Here is a 15,841-nt window from a genome sequence, read left to right on the forward strand (position 1 = left end):
CGGAGTCCTCAGGCGGACGCCAATTGGGGTGCTGCCGTCGTGGTCGCGGTTGCCAGTGTCTGGTCGTAGCGGTGCAGGACCAGGCGGGCCATTGCCGGGTGGGCGCCCAGTGGGGCTGCGGCTATCCAGGGGGCCGCCTCGGCGCACTCGGTGGAGAAGCGGCCGGGGGCGGTGAAGTACGAGGCGATCGCGACCCGGTGGCGGCCACGGGCGGCGAGTGCGCGGACGGCGTGCGGGACGGTGGGTGCGGCGGCGGAGGCGTACGCCGGGACGACGGGCACCCCGAGGCGCTCGGCCAGCAGCTGGGCGGTACGGCGGGTGTCGACGGCCGCTTCGGGGTCCCGGGAACCGGCGGCGGCCAGCACGATCCCGCTGCTGCGGCGGGCCGCCTCGGTCATCCGCGTCCGCCAGCCGGCCTCGACGAGCCGCGCGTACAGCGTCTCGATCAGGAGGGGGTGCGGGCCGAGCGGGGCGGCCACGCGTGTGCGTGCCTGTGCCGCTGCCGCCGCTTCGGGGATGTCCTGCTTGACGTGGTAGCCGCGGCTGAGCAGGAGGGGCACTAGGACCGCGTCACCGGTGCCGAGGGAGGCGAGCGTGTCGGGCAGCAGGGGCTCGTTCAGCTCGATGTGGCCGAGGTGCACGGGCAGTGAGGGACGCAGCTCGCGGACCTTCTCGATGAGGGCACGGATGGTGCTCAGCGCCCGCGGATCACGGCTGCCGTGGCCCACGAGGACGAGCGCGGGCGGCGCGCTGCGCCGCGTCCCGTCACGCGAGACGAGGCTGAGCTGGCTGCCGAGCTGGCTGGTGATCCGGTTCATGAGTTGCGCCGTACTGTCGAGGTGAGCGCTCCGGAGGTGCTGGCCACCGGGGCGCGTGGTGGACTCGTCGCGAGGTGTGTTCGACGCCGTCATGAACTGATGGTGGCGGTACGACGTTGCCGCCCCGTTGCGCGGGAATGACGGGTGTTTTCCGGGGGTTCACGGCGAGGGACGGGAGGTCGTGAGGTGGCTCGGGAGCCGGAGGGGAACCGGATCACCCCTCCCCACGTTCCCTTCTACAAGGCCACTGACCTGGGAGGATACCGGATGCGCCACCTGAGGCTGGGCAAGCTGCGGCTGCTTCGACCGCGGCTGCTGCGTCTCTTCCCCCTGCTGAGGCCGCGGTTGCCGCGCACCCGTGCCGGGCAGCGGCGGGCCGTGCAGGCGGTGATGCTCGGGTGCGTACTGGCGCTGCTCCCCGCGACCTGGCTGTTCCTGGCGGCGGACGACCGGTTGCGGACCACACGGGATGTGCCGCGGACCGAGGTGGCGATGGTGTTCGGAGCCGGACTGCGCGGCGAGGAGCCCTCCCCGTACCTCGCCCACCGCCTGGACGCGGCGGCCGAGCTGTACCGCTCGGGCCGTATCGAGGTCGTCCTGGTCACCGGCGACAACAGCCGCGAGGACTACGACGAGCCGGACACCATGCGTACCTACCTCACCGAGCGCGGCGTCCCCGGCCGCCGCATCGTCAGCGACTACGCCGGCTTCGACACCTGGGACTCCTGCGTCCGCGCCAAGAAGATCTTCGGTGTCGACGAGGCCGTACTCATCAGCCAGGGCTTCCACATCCGCCGTGCGGTCGCCCTGTGCCAGGAGGCGGGCGTCACGTCGTACGGCGTTCCGGCACAGGGCGACCGGAAGAACGCGACCTGGTACTACGGCACCGTCCGGGAGCTCTTCGCGGCGAGCAAGGCGGCCACGGAAGCGCTGTTCGAGCCCGATCCCCGGTTCCTGGGGCCGCGGGAACCGGGGGTGGCACGGGCTCTGGCGACGACGAGGCCGTGATCAGTACTCCAGTTCGGGGCGCAGGGGGCCGCCGACCGCGTGGAGGTGCCGCAGCACCTGGGCGTAGGACTCGATGAGTCCGGTCTCGTGGTAGGCGATGTCGTGCCGGGCACAGAACGTGCGCACGAGTTCCTGGGCATGGCGCAGGCTGGGCCGCGGCATGGAGGGGAACAGGTGGTGTTCGATCTGGTAGTTCAGCCCGCCGAGCGCGAAGTCGGTGAGGCGTCGGCCGCGGATGTTGCGTGAGGTCAGTACCTGCCGGCGCAGAAAGTCGATCTTGTCGTCCTTGGCGAACATCGGCATGCCCTTGTGGTTGGGGGCGAACGAGCACCCCATGTACAGCCCGAACAGCCCTTGGTGCACGGCGATGAAGCACAGAGCCTGGACCGGGGGCAGTACCCAGAACACGGCGGTGAGATAGCCGACGAGGTGCGCCGTCAGCATGCCCGCCTCGGCGATCTTGGTCGTCCGCGAGTCACGGCTACCGCTGCGGTCGAGCATCGCCTTCACCCCGGCGACGTGCAGGGCGAGTCCTTCCAGGAGCAGCATCGGGAAGAACAGCCAGGCCTGGTGGCGGCCCAGCCAGGCGTACGCTCCGCTGCGCACGCGGGCCTGGTCCTCGGTGAAGGCGATCGCGCCGTCGGCGATGTCAGGATCGCGGTCGATGTAGTTGGGGTGGGCGTGGTGCCGGTTGTGCTTGGAGATCCACCAGCCGTAGCTGAGACCGATGAGCAGATCGGCGTGCACGCGGCCGAGCAGGTTGTTGACGCGCTTGGAGCCGGCGATCTGGTGATGGCCGGCGTCGTGCCCGATGAACCCGGTCTGGGTGAACATCACCGCGAGGAAGGCGGCGGTCAGCAGCTGCCACCACGACTCTCCGATCAGGGCGAACGCGGTCCATCCGGCGGCCAGCAGAAGCAGGTTCGCGCCGACCTTGACGGAGTAGTAGCCCAGGCGCCGCTTCAGCAGCCCGCGCTGCTTCACCTCACGGGACAGCGCGGCGTAGTCGCTGCCCCGGCCGCTGGGCGGGGGTTCTGACGTCTCGGGGTGCTGGTCCGCCGGATCCGTGCCCCGGTCGATGATTTCAGTGGTCACGGTTTTCCTCTCGGGATGCGCGGAATGCGCGGGCCGATTCCGTCGGCGCGGGGGCAGGGCGCCGGAACGGGAAGCCCTTCGGGAAGCCCTTACGGAGACAGCGCGAAGCAGGCCCGCGCGTGCGGGCCTGCTTCGGCGAGGGTGTCCTCAGAGCGCGCGGACCTGGTCGGCCTGCATGCCCTTGGGGCCCTGGGTGGCGGTGAACTCCACCCGCTGGTTCTCCTCCAGGGAGCGGAAACCACCCGTGTCGATCGCCGAGTGGTGGACGAAGAGGTCGGCGCCGCCGTCATCGGGGGCGATGAAGCCGAAACCCTTGTCCGGGTTGAACCACTTCACGGTTCCTTGAGCCATGTGATGTCTCCTTCGAGATGACGAGTAGTGCGGAATACGCGCGCTCGCGCGATCCCGGGCTGCTGGTCGTCCGCCGTCGAAGAAAACCCCCGAAAACGACGAAGCGCCCGCTGTCAGAACTCCGCGGGCGCTCACACGTTCGCAAACTTCAACTACAACCACTGCCTAGAACGTCCGGAGGGCCGGGAACGTTCCCGGCCCCCTGGACTCTCGGTGAGGGCAGGGGCGGCGGAGCGGGAGAACCCGCCCGCCGCCCGCGCTCAACCGTCTGCAGCCCTGGTCAGCGCCCCTTGAAAACAGGCCTCCTCTTCTCCAGGAACGCGCTCATGCCCTCCCCCTGGTCCTCAGTCGCGAACAGCGCATGGAACACACGCCGCTCGAAGACGAGCCCGTCGCGCAGGCCGGTTTCCAGGGCGCGGTCGACCGACTCGCGGGCCGCCGTGACGGCCGGGCGGCCGTAGGAGGCGATGGTTTCGGCGGCTTCCGTCGCCTCGGTCAGGACCCGGTCGTCGGGTACGACCCGCGACACGAGGCCCGCGGTCTCCGCCTCGCGGGCGTCCATCGTGCGGCCCGTGAGGACCAGGTCCATGGCCTTGGCGCGGCCGACCAGGCGGGTCAGCCGCTGGGTGCCGCCGATGCCGGGGATCACGCCGAGCTTGATCTCCGGCTGGCCGAACACCGCCGACTCGCCCGCGATGATCAGGTCGCACATCATCGCGAGTTCGCAGCCACCGCCCAGTGCGTAGCCGTTGACGGCCGCGATCTTCGGCGTACGGAATCCGGCGAACTCCTCCCAGGCCGCGAAGTAGTCCTCCGCGGCCATGTCCACGGCCGACTTCCCGGCCATCTCCTTGATGTCGGCACCGGCCGCGAAGACCTTCTCCGAACCGGTGACGACGAAGCAGCCGACGTCCGGGTCGCGGTCCAACGGGCGCAGTGCGTCGAGGAGTTCGGCCAGCAGCTCGCTGCTGAGGGCGTTCAGGACGTGCGGCCGGTGGAGTCGTACGGTGACGACGCGGTCGTGGCGTTCGATCTTGAGGGTGTTCATCGACTCTCCCTCTCTCCTTCTCCAGGTGGTCTGTCACGAGTCCCAGATCGCGCCGTACGCGGGAATGCCGCGCCGTTCGAGACCGTGTACGACCTGCCAGGTCAGCTTCTTGTTGGAGATGCAGATGACGGCTTCGGCACCGAAGTCGCGGTACGCGGTGTACGCGAGCCGCACCATGTCCGGTTTGCCGTGCTGCGAGGTGTCCCAGACCAGCGCGTTCGGCTGGACGGCGAGGATCTCGTCGACCAGTTCGTCGCCATAGGTCCTGCGGGGATCGCGCGTCGCCCACACGAGCCGTGAGGGCACCTCGGCGGCCAGCAGATGGGGCAGGCAGGGACCGATACCGCTGCCGGTGGCGACGTAGATCACCTTGCTGAACAGGGTCTCGATATTGGCGACCCCGGCCGTGGTGATGCCCTTGACCCAGACCTTCGGGGGCGCGTCGTCGATGAACGAGCCCGTCCAGTCGCCCGCGCGGGAGATGGTCAGCCGGAAGCCGGGCCGGCCGGGTGAGGGCACGTTGGCGAAGGAGTGCCACTCGGTGAGCGGGCTGCGGCTGATGGCGGTGGAGGAGCCCGCGAAGGGGGTCACGCCATGGCCGAAGCGGGCCAGCGCGACGTGCGAGGAGGGCCGTTCGATCCGTACGTCCACCTTGCGCAGCCGCAGCCAGGGCAGGGCGACGCTGAAGGTGACCACGGCCAGCACCCCGAGGGCGAGCGGGCCCTGGGCGCCCAGCAGCGTGTGCGTCCAGAACAGTGCGAGCGCCGTCCAGCCGCCGAAGCGGTGGATCTTCTCGAAGTGGTCGTGGAAGCGGGAGCGGAAGGGCGGCAGGGCGGTGGCGACGATGCCGACGAGCAGCGCGACAAGTACCCAGCTCACCGTGATGAGCGGCACGTCGGCGCCGTCGACGGTCACCACGACCGCCCCCGCGAGGAACCACACCGCTCCCGCCAGCGCCCCGCCCACGTGCAGTCCGCCGAAGTGGTACACCTTCCCGAGCGTCCACCGCACCTTCAGCGGCCAGCTCGTCGGCGCCCGGGTCGCCAGCCGGAAGAAGAGGTTGATGACGTACTGCTGGCGTACGACCACGGCGAGCGCGAGGTTCACGAGGGACGCGTATCCGATGGTTTCGGCGCTCGGGGCCCAACTCACCCCCAGAAAGCCGAGGTTGGCGAGAAGCACCAGGGCCGCCAGGCGGTTGTAGTGCATCAGGCGGGGGTGCTTGAGGAGGCGACGGGGTGCGGAGGTGAGCGGAGGGAGTTCGGCGATGTCCGCGGGAGCGGACGAGGTCTCGACGGACGACGTCTCAGCGGATGAAGTCTCGACGGACGAGGTCATCAGGCCGCCCCCTCTCGCACCGCCGGCACCGGCAGCCGGGGTGCCCCCTCGCCACGAACCGTCGCCGCCTGCACGGCCTCCCGCTCGGCCTCCCGTTCCGTCGCCAGCCGCAGCAGCGCCGCCCGGTCGACCTTGCCCCGGTCCGTCTCCGGCAGCGCGGCCACCGGGACGACCGTGGCCGGCACGCAGTAGTACGGCAGCGCGTCGGCCACCGCGCGTCGGGCCGTGTCCGGGTCGACGTCGGCCGGGCAGACGAAGGAGACCAGGTTGCGGGCATCCCGCTTGAGCGTGACGGCGCGGGAGCAGCCCGCCACCGACTCCAGCACCGAGGAGACGGAGTCGAGTTCGACGCGGAAGCCGCGGACCTTGACCTGGTCGTCGGTACGGCCGAGGTGCTCGAGTTCGCCGTCGGGAGTCCAGCGGCCGAGGTCGCGGGTACGGAACATCCGGCGTCCGCCGCCGAGGAAGGGGTCGGAGGCGTAGCGCTCGACGTTCAGCGCCTCGTTGTTGAGATAGCCCGCCGAGACACAGTCGCCGCCGGCCCACATCTCGCCGACCTCCCCGATGGGCAGCGCGCGCCGGTGCTCGTCGAGGACGTACACCGTGTTGTTGGGGGTGGGGCGGCCGATCGTGAGCAGCGGGTCGTCCACGTGGTGGCGGCGCATCGTGTTGACGATGGTCGTCTCCGTGGGTCCGCAGGAGTTGTGGAAGGCGGACCGCCGGGCCCAGGCGTCCGCGAGCGGGCGCGGGCACGGCTCCCCCGCGACCGCCACCGTCCGGACATGGGGGCAGCCCGCCGGGTCGATCCCGGACAGCACCGTGGGCGTCGCGATCAGCACGTCCGCCGTACGGGCCGCCGCCGTGACGTCCTTGCCGCGGACGACGAGCGTGCCGCCGTGGCTGAGGCAGCCGAGGATCTCCCAGGCGGCCATGTCGAAGGCGATGTTGAGGAGCTGGGCGACCCGGTCGCCGGGGCGGATGCCGAGGTCACCGGGCTCGGTGAGGAGGATGTTCGCGACGTTGCGGTGGGTGACCTTCACGCCGTTGGGCTTGCCGGTCGTGCCGGAGGTGAACAGGACGTAGCACCCGTCGTCGGGGTGTACGGGCCGCTCGAGCCGAACCGGCCCTGCCGAGGCGAGGTCATCGCCGTCCAGCGTGATCAGCCGGTGTCCGGTGTCAGGCAGAGGCACCCGCAGCGTGTGCTCTGTCTGAGTGAGGACGACCCGCGTTCCGGCGGTACGGATGACGTGCCGTAACTGGGCGGCGGGGGTGAGGCCGATGTCCTGCGGGACGTACGCGGCGCCGGCCTTCAGCGTGCCGAGCAGTCCGACGAGCATCGGGATGGAGCGGCGTACGAAGAGGCCGACGTGATCGCCGGGCCGTACACCCTCCCGTACGAGTCTGGCCGCGAGCCGGTCGGCACGCCGGTTGAGCTCGCCGTAGGTGATCGTCGTGCCCTGGTGCTCGGCGGCGACGGTGTGCGGCGCGGTGGCGGCCCGCCGTTCGACGGCGTGGTGGACGAGGGGGTCGGGGACGGGGACTTCGGGGCCTTGGCCGAACTGCCAGAACAGGGCCCTGTCTTGGGGGGACAGATGGCTCAGGGGCATGCTTCACAGACCTCCTGGCTGTGTGGGGTGAAGGTGCCTCGGGCGACTGAACGCTGACGTGCGTTTCGACATGTCGAACACCGTGCGGAGGTGTTGCAGGCCGCACCGCCTGTGCGCGGTAGCGGCCCCAATAGCTTCAACGTTCAACGTGGTCCGCGTCACTGGCAAAACCAGTCACATGGCTGTACTGACAGCACATCGACAGCTTCCGTACAGGAAGACGACAGGAATCTCACGCGCGGCGCTTCCGGCGCCTCACGCCGCCTGAGCCCCCGCGGGGAGGTCCCCGTGCCTGCCGTGTAACGGGACGCGTTGCGGTGCGTAACACGTGCGACGCACGCTGGACGGTATGCAGACCTCCGTGACGCCCACCCACTGCCCGTACTGCGCCCTGCAGTGCGGAATGAATCTCACGCCCGAGCAGGACGGTGGCGTCGCGGTGGTCGAGCGCCCGGACTTCCCGGTGAACCGTGGCGCGCTGTGCGGCAAGGGCCGTACCGCGCCCGCGGTGCTGTCATCGAGCATCCGCCTGACGACCCCGCTGGTCCGGAACGCCGGTGTTCTGGAGCCCGCCACCTGGGAAGAAGCGCTCGGCCGGATCGCCGACGCGTTGTCCCGCACGCGTACGGAGCATGGCCCGGACGCGTGCGGGGTCTTCGGCGGCGGCGGGCTCACCAACGAGAAGGCGTACACGCTCGGGAAGTTCGCCCGCGTCGTGCTCGGCACCTCGCAGATCGACTACAACGGACGCTTCTGCATGTCGTCCGCGGCGGCCGGCGGGATCAAGGCGTTCGGCCTGGACCGGGGGCTGCCGTTCCCGCTGGAGGACATCCCGAAGACCGGCTGTGTCATCCTCGTCGGCTCGAACCTCGCCGAGACGATGCCGCCCGCACTGCGCTATCTCACCGAGCTCAAGGCCAACGGCGGCAAGCTGATCGTCATCGACCCGCGCCGCACCCGGACCGCCGAGCAGGCGGACCTGCACCTCGCCCCCCGCCCCGGTACGGATCTCGCCCTGGCGCTCGGCCTGCTGCACCTGGTCGTGGCGGAGGGGCGTACGGACGAGGCGTACATCCAGGAGCGTACGAGCGGCTGGGAGGAGGCGCGGGCCGCGGCGATGGCGCACTGGCCGGAGCTGGTGGAGCGGATCACCGGCGTGTCCGTGCCCGAACTCCGCGAGACGGTACGGCTGTTCTGCGAGCCGGAGTCCGCGATGGTGCTCACCGCACGCGGGCCCGAGCAGCAGTCGAAGGGTACGGACACGGTGGGCGCGTGGATCAACCTGTGCCTGGCGACGGGCCGCGCCGGGCGTCCGCTGTCCGGCTACGGCTGTCTGACCGGGCAGGGCAACGGACAGGGCGGCCGTGAACACGGCCAGAAGGCCGACCAGTTGCCCGGCTACCGCAAGCTCGACGACCCCGCGGCCCGCCGCCATGTGGCCGAGGTCTGGGGCGTGGACCCGGACTCACTTCCGGGCCCGGGCCGCAGCGCGTACGAGCTCCTCGACGCCCTCGGTACGGACATCCGCGCCCTGCTGCTGATGGCCTCGAACCCGGTGGTGTCGGCGCCGCGCGCCGCGCACATCGAGGAACGCATCAAGTCCCTGGACTTCCTGGCGGTCGCGGACGTGGTCCTGTCGGAGACGGCGGCCCTGGCGGACGTCGTCCTCCCGGTCACCCAGTGGGCCGAGGAGACCGGCACGATGACCAACCTGGAGGGCCGCGTGCTGCTGCGCAAGCAGGCGATCACGCCGCCCGAGGGCGTACGCAGCGACCTGCACGTGATGCACGAACTGGCTGCCCGCCTGGGCGTGGAGAAGGGCTTCCCCACGGACCCGGAGGAGATCTTCGAGGAGCTGCGCCGGGCGAGCGCGGGCGGTCCCGCCGACTACTCGGGGATCACGTACCGCCGGCTCATCGAGGAGAACGGGGTCTTCTGGCCGTGCCCGGCACCCGACCCCGCGGAGAGCGTCGAGGGCTCGGAGGACTGCGAGGACTCCGCGCTCGACGTGCTGCCGGACGACCCTGCGGGCGAGGCCGAGCCCATGGCCCCGGCCGCCGCCGCGCCGGACGCCCGGCCGGGCGGAGCCACGGCCGTCGCCGCGTCGGGCAACCACCCCGGCACCCCCCGCCTCTTCCTCGACCGTTTCGCCACTCCCGACGGCCGTGCCCGGTTCGTCGCCGTGACGCATCGGCCGCTCGCCGAGGAGCCCGACGCCGAGTACCCGGTGCTGCTGACCACCGGGCGGGTCGTCTCGCAGTACCAGTCCGGCGCCCAGACGCGTCGCGTGGACGAGCTGAACGCCGCCGCCCCCGGCCCCTTCGTGGAACTGCACCCGAGGCTCGCCGAGCGGCTCGGCGCCAAGGAGGGCGACCCCTTGGCCGTCGTGTCGCGGCGCGGTCGCGCGACCGCGCCCGCGCGGATCACCACCTCCATCCGCCCCGACACGGTCTTCATGCCCTTCCACTGGCCGGGCGAGGGCCGGGCCAACACTCTGACCAACCCGGCCCTCGACCCGACCTCCCGCATGCCGGAGTTCAAGGCGTGCGCGGTACGCGTTGAGCTCGCTGGCTAAGCGGTTCCGCGCCCCGTCAGGGGCGCGGGGAACTGCGCGACCAGCCACGACGGACCCGCAGCTTCAAACCGGCCCAACTAACCCAGCACCGGCGCCAGTTCCACCCTGTCGATGTTCGGCGCCCAAGCCGCCGCGTTGGCGAACGTGACCGTGTTCTCGCCCTTCGCCAGATCGACCGGGACGCCGAGCGTCCAGTAGTCGTCCCAGCCCCACGTGTTCTTGAAGGTCACCTTCCTGGTCGCGCCGCCGACCGTGATGTCCGCCGTGCGGGACATGATGTCGGTGTTGTACGAGTGGCCGTTGTCGCGGCGGTCGTTGTTGGCGTACGAGACGACCAGCATGTAGCGGCCCGCCTTGGGTGCGTCGACCTTGAACTGGGCCGTACTGGCAGCCGAGTTGCCGAGCCAGCCGATGTACGAGCCCGCCGAGGCGTACGACGAGGACTCCAGCCGTGCTCCCCCGGCCAGGGTCGCGTCGGCGCCCTCGTACCCGAGCGTGCCCGAGGACGAGCCCGCCCCCGACACGTCCAGCGAGCGCAGTCCGACACCCGAACCGGTCGCCGTCACACGGTTGTTGCCCGCGACCAGGTACAGCCGGAGCGCCTTGCCCGGCGGTGCCGTCACCGTCTGCCCGTGCAGGGACAGCTTCACGGACGCCGAGGCCCGCGAGGTCAGCGTGTAGTAGCCGTCACGCGGCGCGTACACGTCGTAGACCGCCTTGTCGCCGGAGCCGAGCCGCAGGGTTCCCGTCCCGGTGCCGGCCGAACTCCCGTAGTCGTACGCCGGCTTGCCCGACACGTCCGCGAGCGTCGCCTCGTACTGCGCCGACGGCGTGGTACTCGCCGTCAGATCGACGCGGTCCAGCGTCACCTCCGTGTTGCCCTTGGCCAGCGTCAGCGTGTGGCTGCCGGCCGTGAGGGAGACGGGGACCGTCTGCAGGCCCCGGTACGTCCAGTTCTCCGTCGAGGGGTACGTCACCGTCGTGGCGGCGGCGCCGTCCACCAGGAGCTTCTGCGTGGCGGGCGTCCCGCTCTGGTTGCCGTACAGGATCCCCAGGTCGTACGTCCCCGTGCGCGGGACCGAGACCGTGAAGTCCACCTTGCTGGAGGCGGTGTTGAGCGAGCCGACGTCCTTGGTGCCGGAGGCGGCGTACCCGTTGGCGTTGGACACCGTGCCCTGGGTGTAGACCTTCCCGCCGGTGATCGCCGCGTCCTCCGCCTCGTACGACGCCGACCAGGGGACGGACGGCGTGGCGGGCGTGCCGGAGCCGGCCGGGTTGAGGACGACGCGGTACGCCGACATCTTCCGCATGCCGGTGAGCGGAACGGTGACCGTGCCGTCCTTCGCCACCTTCAGCTTCACGCGCTTGAGCACCTGAGGCGCCGCGTGCGCGCCCTCGTACCCCGACCAGGCCGCCTCCGCCACGGTCGCGGTGACCGAGGACCCGAAGACCTTGCGGTCGACGCTCTTGACGACGACGTCCGCGTCGCCCGCCGCGCCGCCGAGCACCACCTGCGCCTGCCTGCGCTTCTTGTCGTACGAGGCGAGGCCCTGGAGCGTGTCGATGGTGTTGGCCTGCGGCGGGGTCACCTTGACGGTGTTGCCGGTCAGGCCCGCGTACCAGCGGAAGAGCCACCAGCCGCCGTTGGGGATGTTCGTACGCACGACATTGCCGTCCATGTTGCCGGCGGCGTCCCAGTAGGCCTGGTTGGCATACACCTTGTTCCGCTCGAACATCGACACCCACTGCACGAGCTGCCCCGGCACGGACAGATCGCGGCGGTTGGCGTACTCGTCGATGTTGATCTTCAACGGTGCGATGCCGAGGTTCTTCTCGATCGAGCGGTAGGTGTCGTAGTGCCCCTGGAAGTCCCGCAGCGAGCCGGAGTCCAGCTCGTGCCAGGTCATGATCTGGGGCAGGACGTTCTCGCGCTTCGCGAAGGTGAGGAAGTCGGTCAACAGGCGTGTGTGGTACGCGGATTCGTTCGGGCCGGCGATCACGGCGTCGGGGTCGATCGCGCGGATCCGCTCGTACACCGTCTTCCAGTCCTTGAAGAACCGGTCGCGGTTGGCCTCGTACTGCGCCTGGTCGGAGGTGCCGAGGTTGTACCAGATCTGGTCGGGCTCGTTGAACGGGATGTAGACGAAGCGGTCGCTGTTCGGGGCGGCCGACACCTCCTCGACGATCTTGTCGACCTTGGGGAGGTAGTCGTCGATGCCGAGGTCCTCGTACGGCCACTTGGCGTAGACGTCCTGCATCATCACGTTGATCTCGCCGCCGCCGTTGCGGAAGAACGACTTGGAGACGGTGATCGCGTCACCGTTGGGGTGCTGGGCACCGCCCTCCGGCTTCTGCGAGATGCTGGTGATCTTCAGGGGCTCCAGCGCGGCATCACTGGGTACGCCGTCGTCGCTGAGCCCGTACAGCGCGCCGTTCGCACCGAGCATCACCGGACCCTCGGAGGCGGCGAGGTCGGCGGAGAGGCGGGGCGCCGCCGCGCGTTCCGCCCCTCGGGCCGCGGACATCTGGGCCGCCGATATGGCCCCTCCCATCAGTGCGAGCGTGAGGACCGCTGTGGTCCATCGTCTGGTGCGCGTTCTCCGACTCATCCACCGGCTCCTGGACTCTTGTGTGAACGGTCACATTCAGCGCATGATTCTCCCGCCGACGTACCATCTGTCAACACCTGTAGCAGGACTAGCCTGGAGTGACCGTTCACATGAGGAGCGTTCAGGAGCCGACCATCCGGGACGTCGCCCGCACGGCCGGCGTCTCCCACCAGACCGTCTCGCGCGTCATCAACGGCAACGAACGCGTCGCCGAAGCCACCCGCCGACGGGTGCAGGCCGCGATAGGCGAACTCGGCTACCGGCCCAACCGGGCCGCGCGCGAACTCGCCGGCAAGGCGGTCCGCTCGCTGACCGTGCTCACCTCCGACACCTCCCTGTACGGCAACGCGGCGGCGCTGCGCGGCATCGAGGAGGCCGCGCGCACAGCGGGTTTCGCGGTCTCGATCAGCGTGCTCGACCGGCACGCCGCCCTGGACGCCGAGGAGTTGCGGGCCCGGCTGGTACGCCCGGGCGAGCCCGTGATCGTGATCGCCTTCGACGCGGCGGGCGCCCGGGCGCTGGAGCTGCTGCCCCCGGACGTACCGGTGACGGCACTGGTCGAGCGGCCACCGGGCGACGACCCGGACCCCCGGCACGTATGGCTCGACGACCGCCTCGCCGCCACCCGCGCCACCCGCCATCTGCTCGGCCTCGGCCATCCGACCGTGCACTGCCTCGCGCTCCCGTCGTCCACGGCACACACCGCACAGCGGACGGAGGGCTGGCTGGACGCCTTGCGGGAAGCGGGAGTCGACGCCCCCGCGCCGGTCGAGGGCGGCTGGACGCCGCGCTCCGGTTACCTGGCAGCGCGCGGGCTGCTGGAACACCACCCCGACACCACCGCCGTACTGTGCGGCAACGACGACCTGGCGCTCGGGATGCTGCGGGCGGCGCGGGAGGCGGGGCGCCGGGTGCCGGACGAGCTGAGCGTCGTGGGCTTCGACGACACGCCCGCGTCCGCGTATCTCGCTCCGGCGCTGACCACGGTACGGCTGGACTTCGAGGGGCTCGGGCGTACGTGTTTCGGCCTGCTGCATCGCCTGCTGGATCCGTCGGCTCCGGGGCAGGAGCCTTGTGCGGAGCCGGAGTTGATCGTGCGGGAGAGTTCGGGGCCGGGTGGCAGGGGTAACGGTTGACTTGGTGACTTTGGGATCACGGCATCAGGACATGAGTCATCAGGGCTATCGCGGGGAGATCGGGTGACGCAGGACCACGGCAACGGCGTACGGCACTATCGCTGGGGGCATTCAGAGCTCGCGGTCGACTTCGACTTCGGCGGGGCCGGCAGGGCAGATGAGACCGGCGGGCCCAGCGGGGCCGCTTGGGCCGCCGGTGTCGGCGGGGACTCGGCTCGGCTGCTCCGAGTGGGGCGGCCGGGCGATCCGGAGCCGAAGGACGAGGATGCCGAGGTCCGTGCCGCGTTGCCGCTGGTCGATCTGGTGCTGGCCGGTGAGGGGACGGGGTTCTCGGGGCCGCGGTTCACCGGGACGGCGCTCGGGCCGCGGCTGCGGTACCGGGGACACAACGCCACGTACGACGACGGCTGGCATCGTCTGACCGTCGAACTCCACGATCCGGCAAGCGAGTTGGCGGTCTTCGCGGAGTACGCCTCGCCCGACGGGGTGCCGGTGCTGCGCTCCCGGGTACGGCTCCGCAACGACGGCTCCGCGCCGGTCACCCTGCGCTCGGTCAGCAGTCTGCTCCTTGGCGCCCTGCCCTCCCCCGACGACCTGCTCGTGTTCCGGGCGCGCAACGACTGGCTCGCCGAATGCCGTTGGTACACCGAGCCGCTGAGGGCGTCCGTGCCCGACATCGGCCGGGACGTCCACGAGCACGACAGCCGGGCCGCGGTACGCCTGGCCGGGCGGGGCAGCTGGCCCACCGACGGACACTTGGCGATGGGCGCCCTCAACCACCATACGGACGAACGCAGTTGGCTGTGGCAGATCGAGTCCGCGGCGAGCTGGTCCTGGGAGGCGGGGGAAGCCGGCGGGCACACGTATCTGACGCTCGGCGGGCCGACCTCGGACGAGCACGGCTGGCGTGAAGTCCTTGAGCCGGGCGGGGAGTTCGGCAGCGAGTGGGGGGCACTGGCCCTCGGCACCTGCTTCGACGGAGCGCTGGCCGCGCTGACGACGTACCGCCGTCTCGTCCGCCGCCCGCACCCCGACCACGAGCGGCTCCCCGTCATCTTCAACGACTACATGAACACGTTGATGGGCGACCCGACCACCGAGAAGCTCCTGCCGCTGATCGACGCGGCGGCCTCGGCCGGGGCGGAGTACTTCTGCATCGACGCCGGCTGGTACGACGACTCCGCGGGCTGGTGGGACAGCGTCGGCGCCTGGCTGCCGTCCTCCGGGCGCTTCCCCGGCGGAGGGCTCGGGGCAGTGCTCGACCGTATCCGCTCACGAGGGATGGTGCCCGGGCTGTGGCTGGAGCCGGAGGTCGTGGGCGTCCGCAGCGCCGTCGCGCGCGAGCTGCCGGATGCCGCCTTCCTGCGCCACGAGGGCGGTATCCGGGTCACCGAACAGGGCCGCCACCAACTGGACCTGACGCATCCGGCGGCTCGCGCCCACCTCGACGAGGCGGTGGACCGGATCGTGGGCGAGTGGGGTGTGGGCTATCTGAAGCTGGACTACAACATCACCACGTCCGTGCCGGGGTTGCTCTCGCATACGCGGGCGTGGCTGTCCTGGCTGTCGTCGGTCCTGGACCGCCACCCGTCGCTGGTGATCGAGAACTGCGGGTCCGGCGGCATGCGCATGGACGGCGCTTCACTGGCCGTCGCGCAGGTGCAGTCCACGTCGGACCAGCAGGATCCGCTCCGCTATCCACCGATCGCTGTCGCGGCGCCGACGGCTGTGCCGCCGGAGCAGGGGGCGGTGTGGGCGTACCCACAGCCCGAGTTCTCGGACGACGAGATCAACTTCACGTTGGGGACGGCGCTGCTGGGGCGGGTGCATCTGTCGGGGCATCTTGATCGGATGTCGCCGGGGCAGCTGTCGTTGGTACGGGACGCTGTGGCGACGTACAAGTCGATCCGGGGTGACCTGCGGGCGGGGGTGGCGTTCTGGCCGCTCGGGTTGCCGGGGTGGGCGGATGAGTGGGTGGCGTTGGGGGTGCGGGTGCCGGCGTCGGAGGTGACGTATCTGTCGGTGTGGCGCCGGGGCGGCGCGGCGGAACGGCAGCTGTCCGTGCCGCAGTTGGCGGGCCGGGAGGACGTACAGGTCGAGATCCTGCATCCGTCGGCGCCGGCCAGTACGGCGGAGTGGGACGGGGAGGCGGGGGTGCTGCGGGTGGTGTTGCCGGCTTCTCCGGCGGTGCTGCTGGTCCGGGTTGCCTCTGGCGGCTGAGCGGTTGGGGTCGCACTCTTGGCTGGTACCGAGGGT

11 protein-coding genes are annotated in these 15,841 nt (G+C 70.7%); 4 read left to right on the forward strand and 7 right to left on the reverse strand.

Annotation, left to right across the window (positions count from 1 at the left end; genetic code table 11):
• Positions 1-8 precede the first annotated feature (8 nt).
• Positions 9-911, reverse strand: a complete 903-nt coding sequence (locus IEZ21_RS00090; protein WP_189319851.1) for a sirohydrochlorin chelatase — start codon at positions 909-911, stop codon at positions 9-11.
• A 297-nt stretch (positions 912-1,208) separates the two neighbouring features.
• On the opposite strand from IEZ21_RS00090, the gene IEZ21_RS00095 reads away from it, so the two are divergent.
• On the forward strand, positions 1,209-1,826 hold the full coding sequence (locus IEZ21_RS00095) for a SanA/YdcF family protein (protein ID WP_246567235.1): 618 nt from the start codon (positions 1,209-1,211) through the stop codon (positions 1,824-1,826).
• Here IEZ21_RS00095 and IEZ21_RS00100 read toward each other — a convergent pair whose 3' ends face one another.
• The 5 genes from IEZ21_RS00100 to IEZ21_RS00120 form a co-directional block, all read right to left on the reverse strand.
• Positions 1,827-2,921 (reverse strand): fatty acid desaturase family protein, encoded by a 1,095-nt coding sequence (locus IEZ21_RS00100; protein ID WP_189319853.1) that lies wholly within the window; start codon positions 2,919-2,921, stop codon positions 1,827-1,829.
• A 147-nt stretch (positions 2,922-3,068) separates the two neighbouring features.
• A complete protein-coding gene (locus IEZ21_RS00105) occupies positions 3,069-3,272 on the reverse strand; it encodes a cold-shock protein (protein ID WP_189319854.1) in 204 nt (67 codons plus the stop codon).
• Between the two features lie 280 nt (positions 3,273-3,552).
• The gene (locus tag IEZ21_RS00110; protein ID WP_189319855.1) at positions 3,553-4,320 is read right to left on the reverse strand and encodes an enoyl-CoA hydratase-related protein; all 768 of its coding nucleotides are present in this window, start codon (positions 4,318-4,320) and stop codon (positions 3,553-3,555) included.
• A gap of 33 nt (positions 4,321-4,353) precedes the next feature.
• Positions 4,354-5,658 (reverse strand): FNR domain-containing protein, encoded by a 1,305-nt coding sequence (locus IEZ21_RS00115; RefSeq protein WP_189319856.1) that lies wholly within the window; start codon positions 5,656-5,658, stop codon positions 4,354-4,356.
• Positions 5,658-7,265 carry an amino acid adenylation domain-containing protein gene (locus tag IEZ21_RS00120; RefSeq protein ID WP_189319857.1) on the reverse strand — a complete coding sequence of 536 codons (1,608 nt, stop codon included), beginning with the start codon at positions 7,263-7,265 and terminating at the stop codon, positions 5,658-5,660. The genes IEZ21_RS00115 and IEZ21_RS00120 overlap by 1 nt, the downstream gene beginning before the upstream one ends.
• A gap of 349 nt (positions 7,266-7,614) precedes the next feature.
• Here IEZ21_RS00120 and IEZ21_RS00125 point away from each other — a divergent pair, with 349 nt between their 5' ends.
• Positions 7,615-9,840, forward strand: a complete 2,226-nt coding sequence (locus IEZ21_RS00125; protein WP_189319858.1) for a molybdopterin oxidoreductase family protein — start codon at positions 7,615-7,617, stop codon at positions 9,838-9,840.
• A 77-nt stretch (positions 9,841-9,917) separates the two neighbouring features.
• Here the strand turns inward: IEZ21_RS00125 and IEZ21_RS00130 are convergent, their stop codons facing one another.
• A complete protein-coding gene (locus IEZ21_RS00130; RefSeq protein ID WP_189319859.1) occupies positions 9,918-12,392 on the reverse strand; it encodes a CBM35 domain-containing protein in 2,475 nt (824 codons plus the stop codon).
• Positions 12,393-12,559: 167 nt separating this feature from the next.
• On the opposite strand from IEZ21_RS00130, the gene IEZ21_RS00135 reads away from it, so the two are divergent.
• On the forward strand, positions 12,560-13,585 hold the full coding sequence (locus tag IEZ21_RS00135) for a LacI family DNA-binding transcriptional regulator (RefSeq protein ID WP_189319860.1): 1,026 nt from the start codon (positions 12,560-12,562) through the stop codon (positions 13,583-13,585).
• A gap of 63 nt (positions 13,586-13,648) precedes the next feature.
• Complete coding sequence (locus IEZ21_RS00140) at positions 13,649-15,805, forward strand: glycoside hydrolase family 36 protein (protein ID WP_189319861.1); 2,157 nt, start codon at positions 13,649-13,651, stop codon at positions 15,803-15,805.
• The last annotated feature ends 36 nt before the right edge of the window (positions 15,806-15,841 follow it).

Origin of the sequence: Streptomyces flaveus, assembly GCF_014647675.1 — a bacterium.
Classification (GTDB): Bacteria; Actinomycetota; Actinomycetes; order Streptomycetales; family Streptomycetaceae; genus Streptomyces; species Streptomyces flaveus.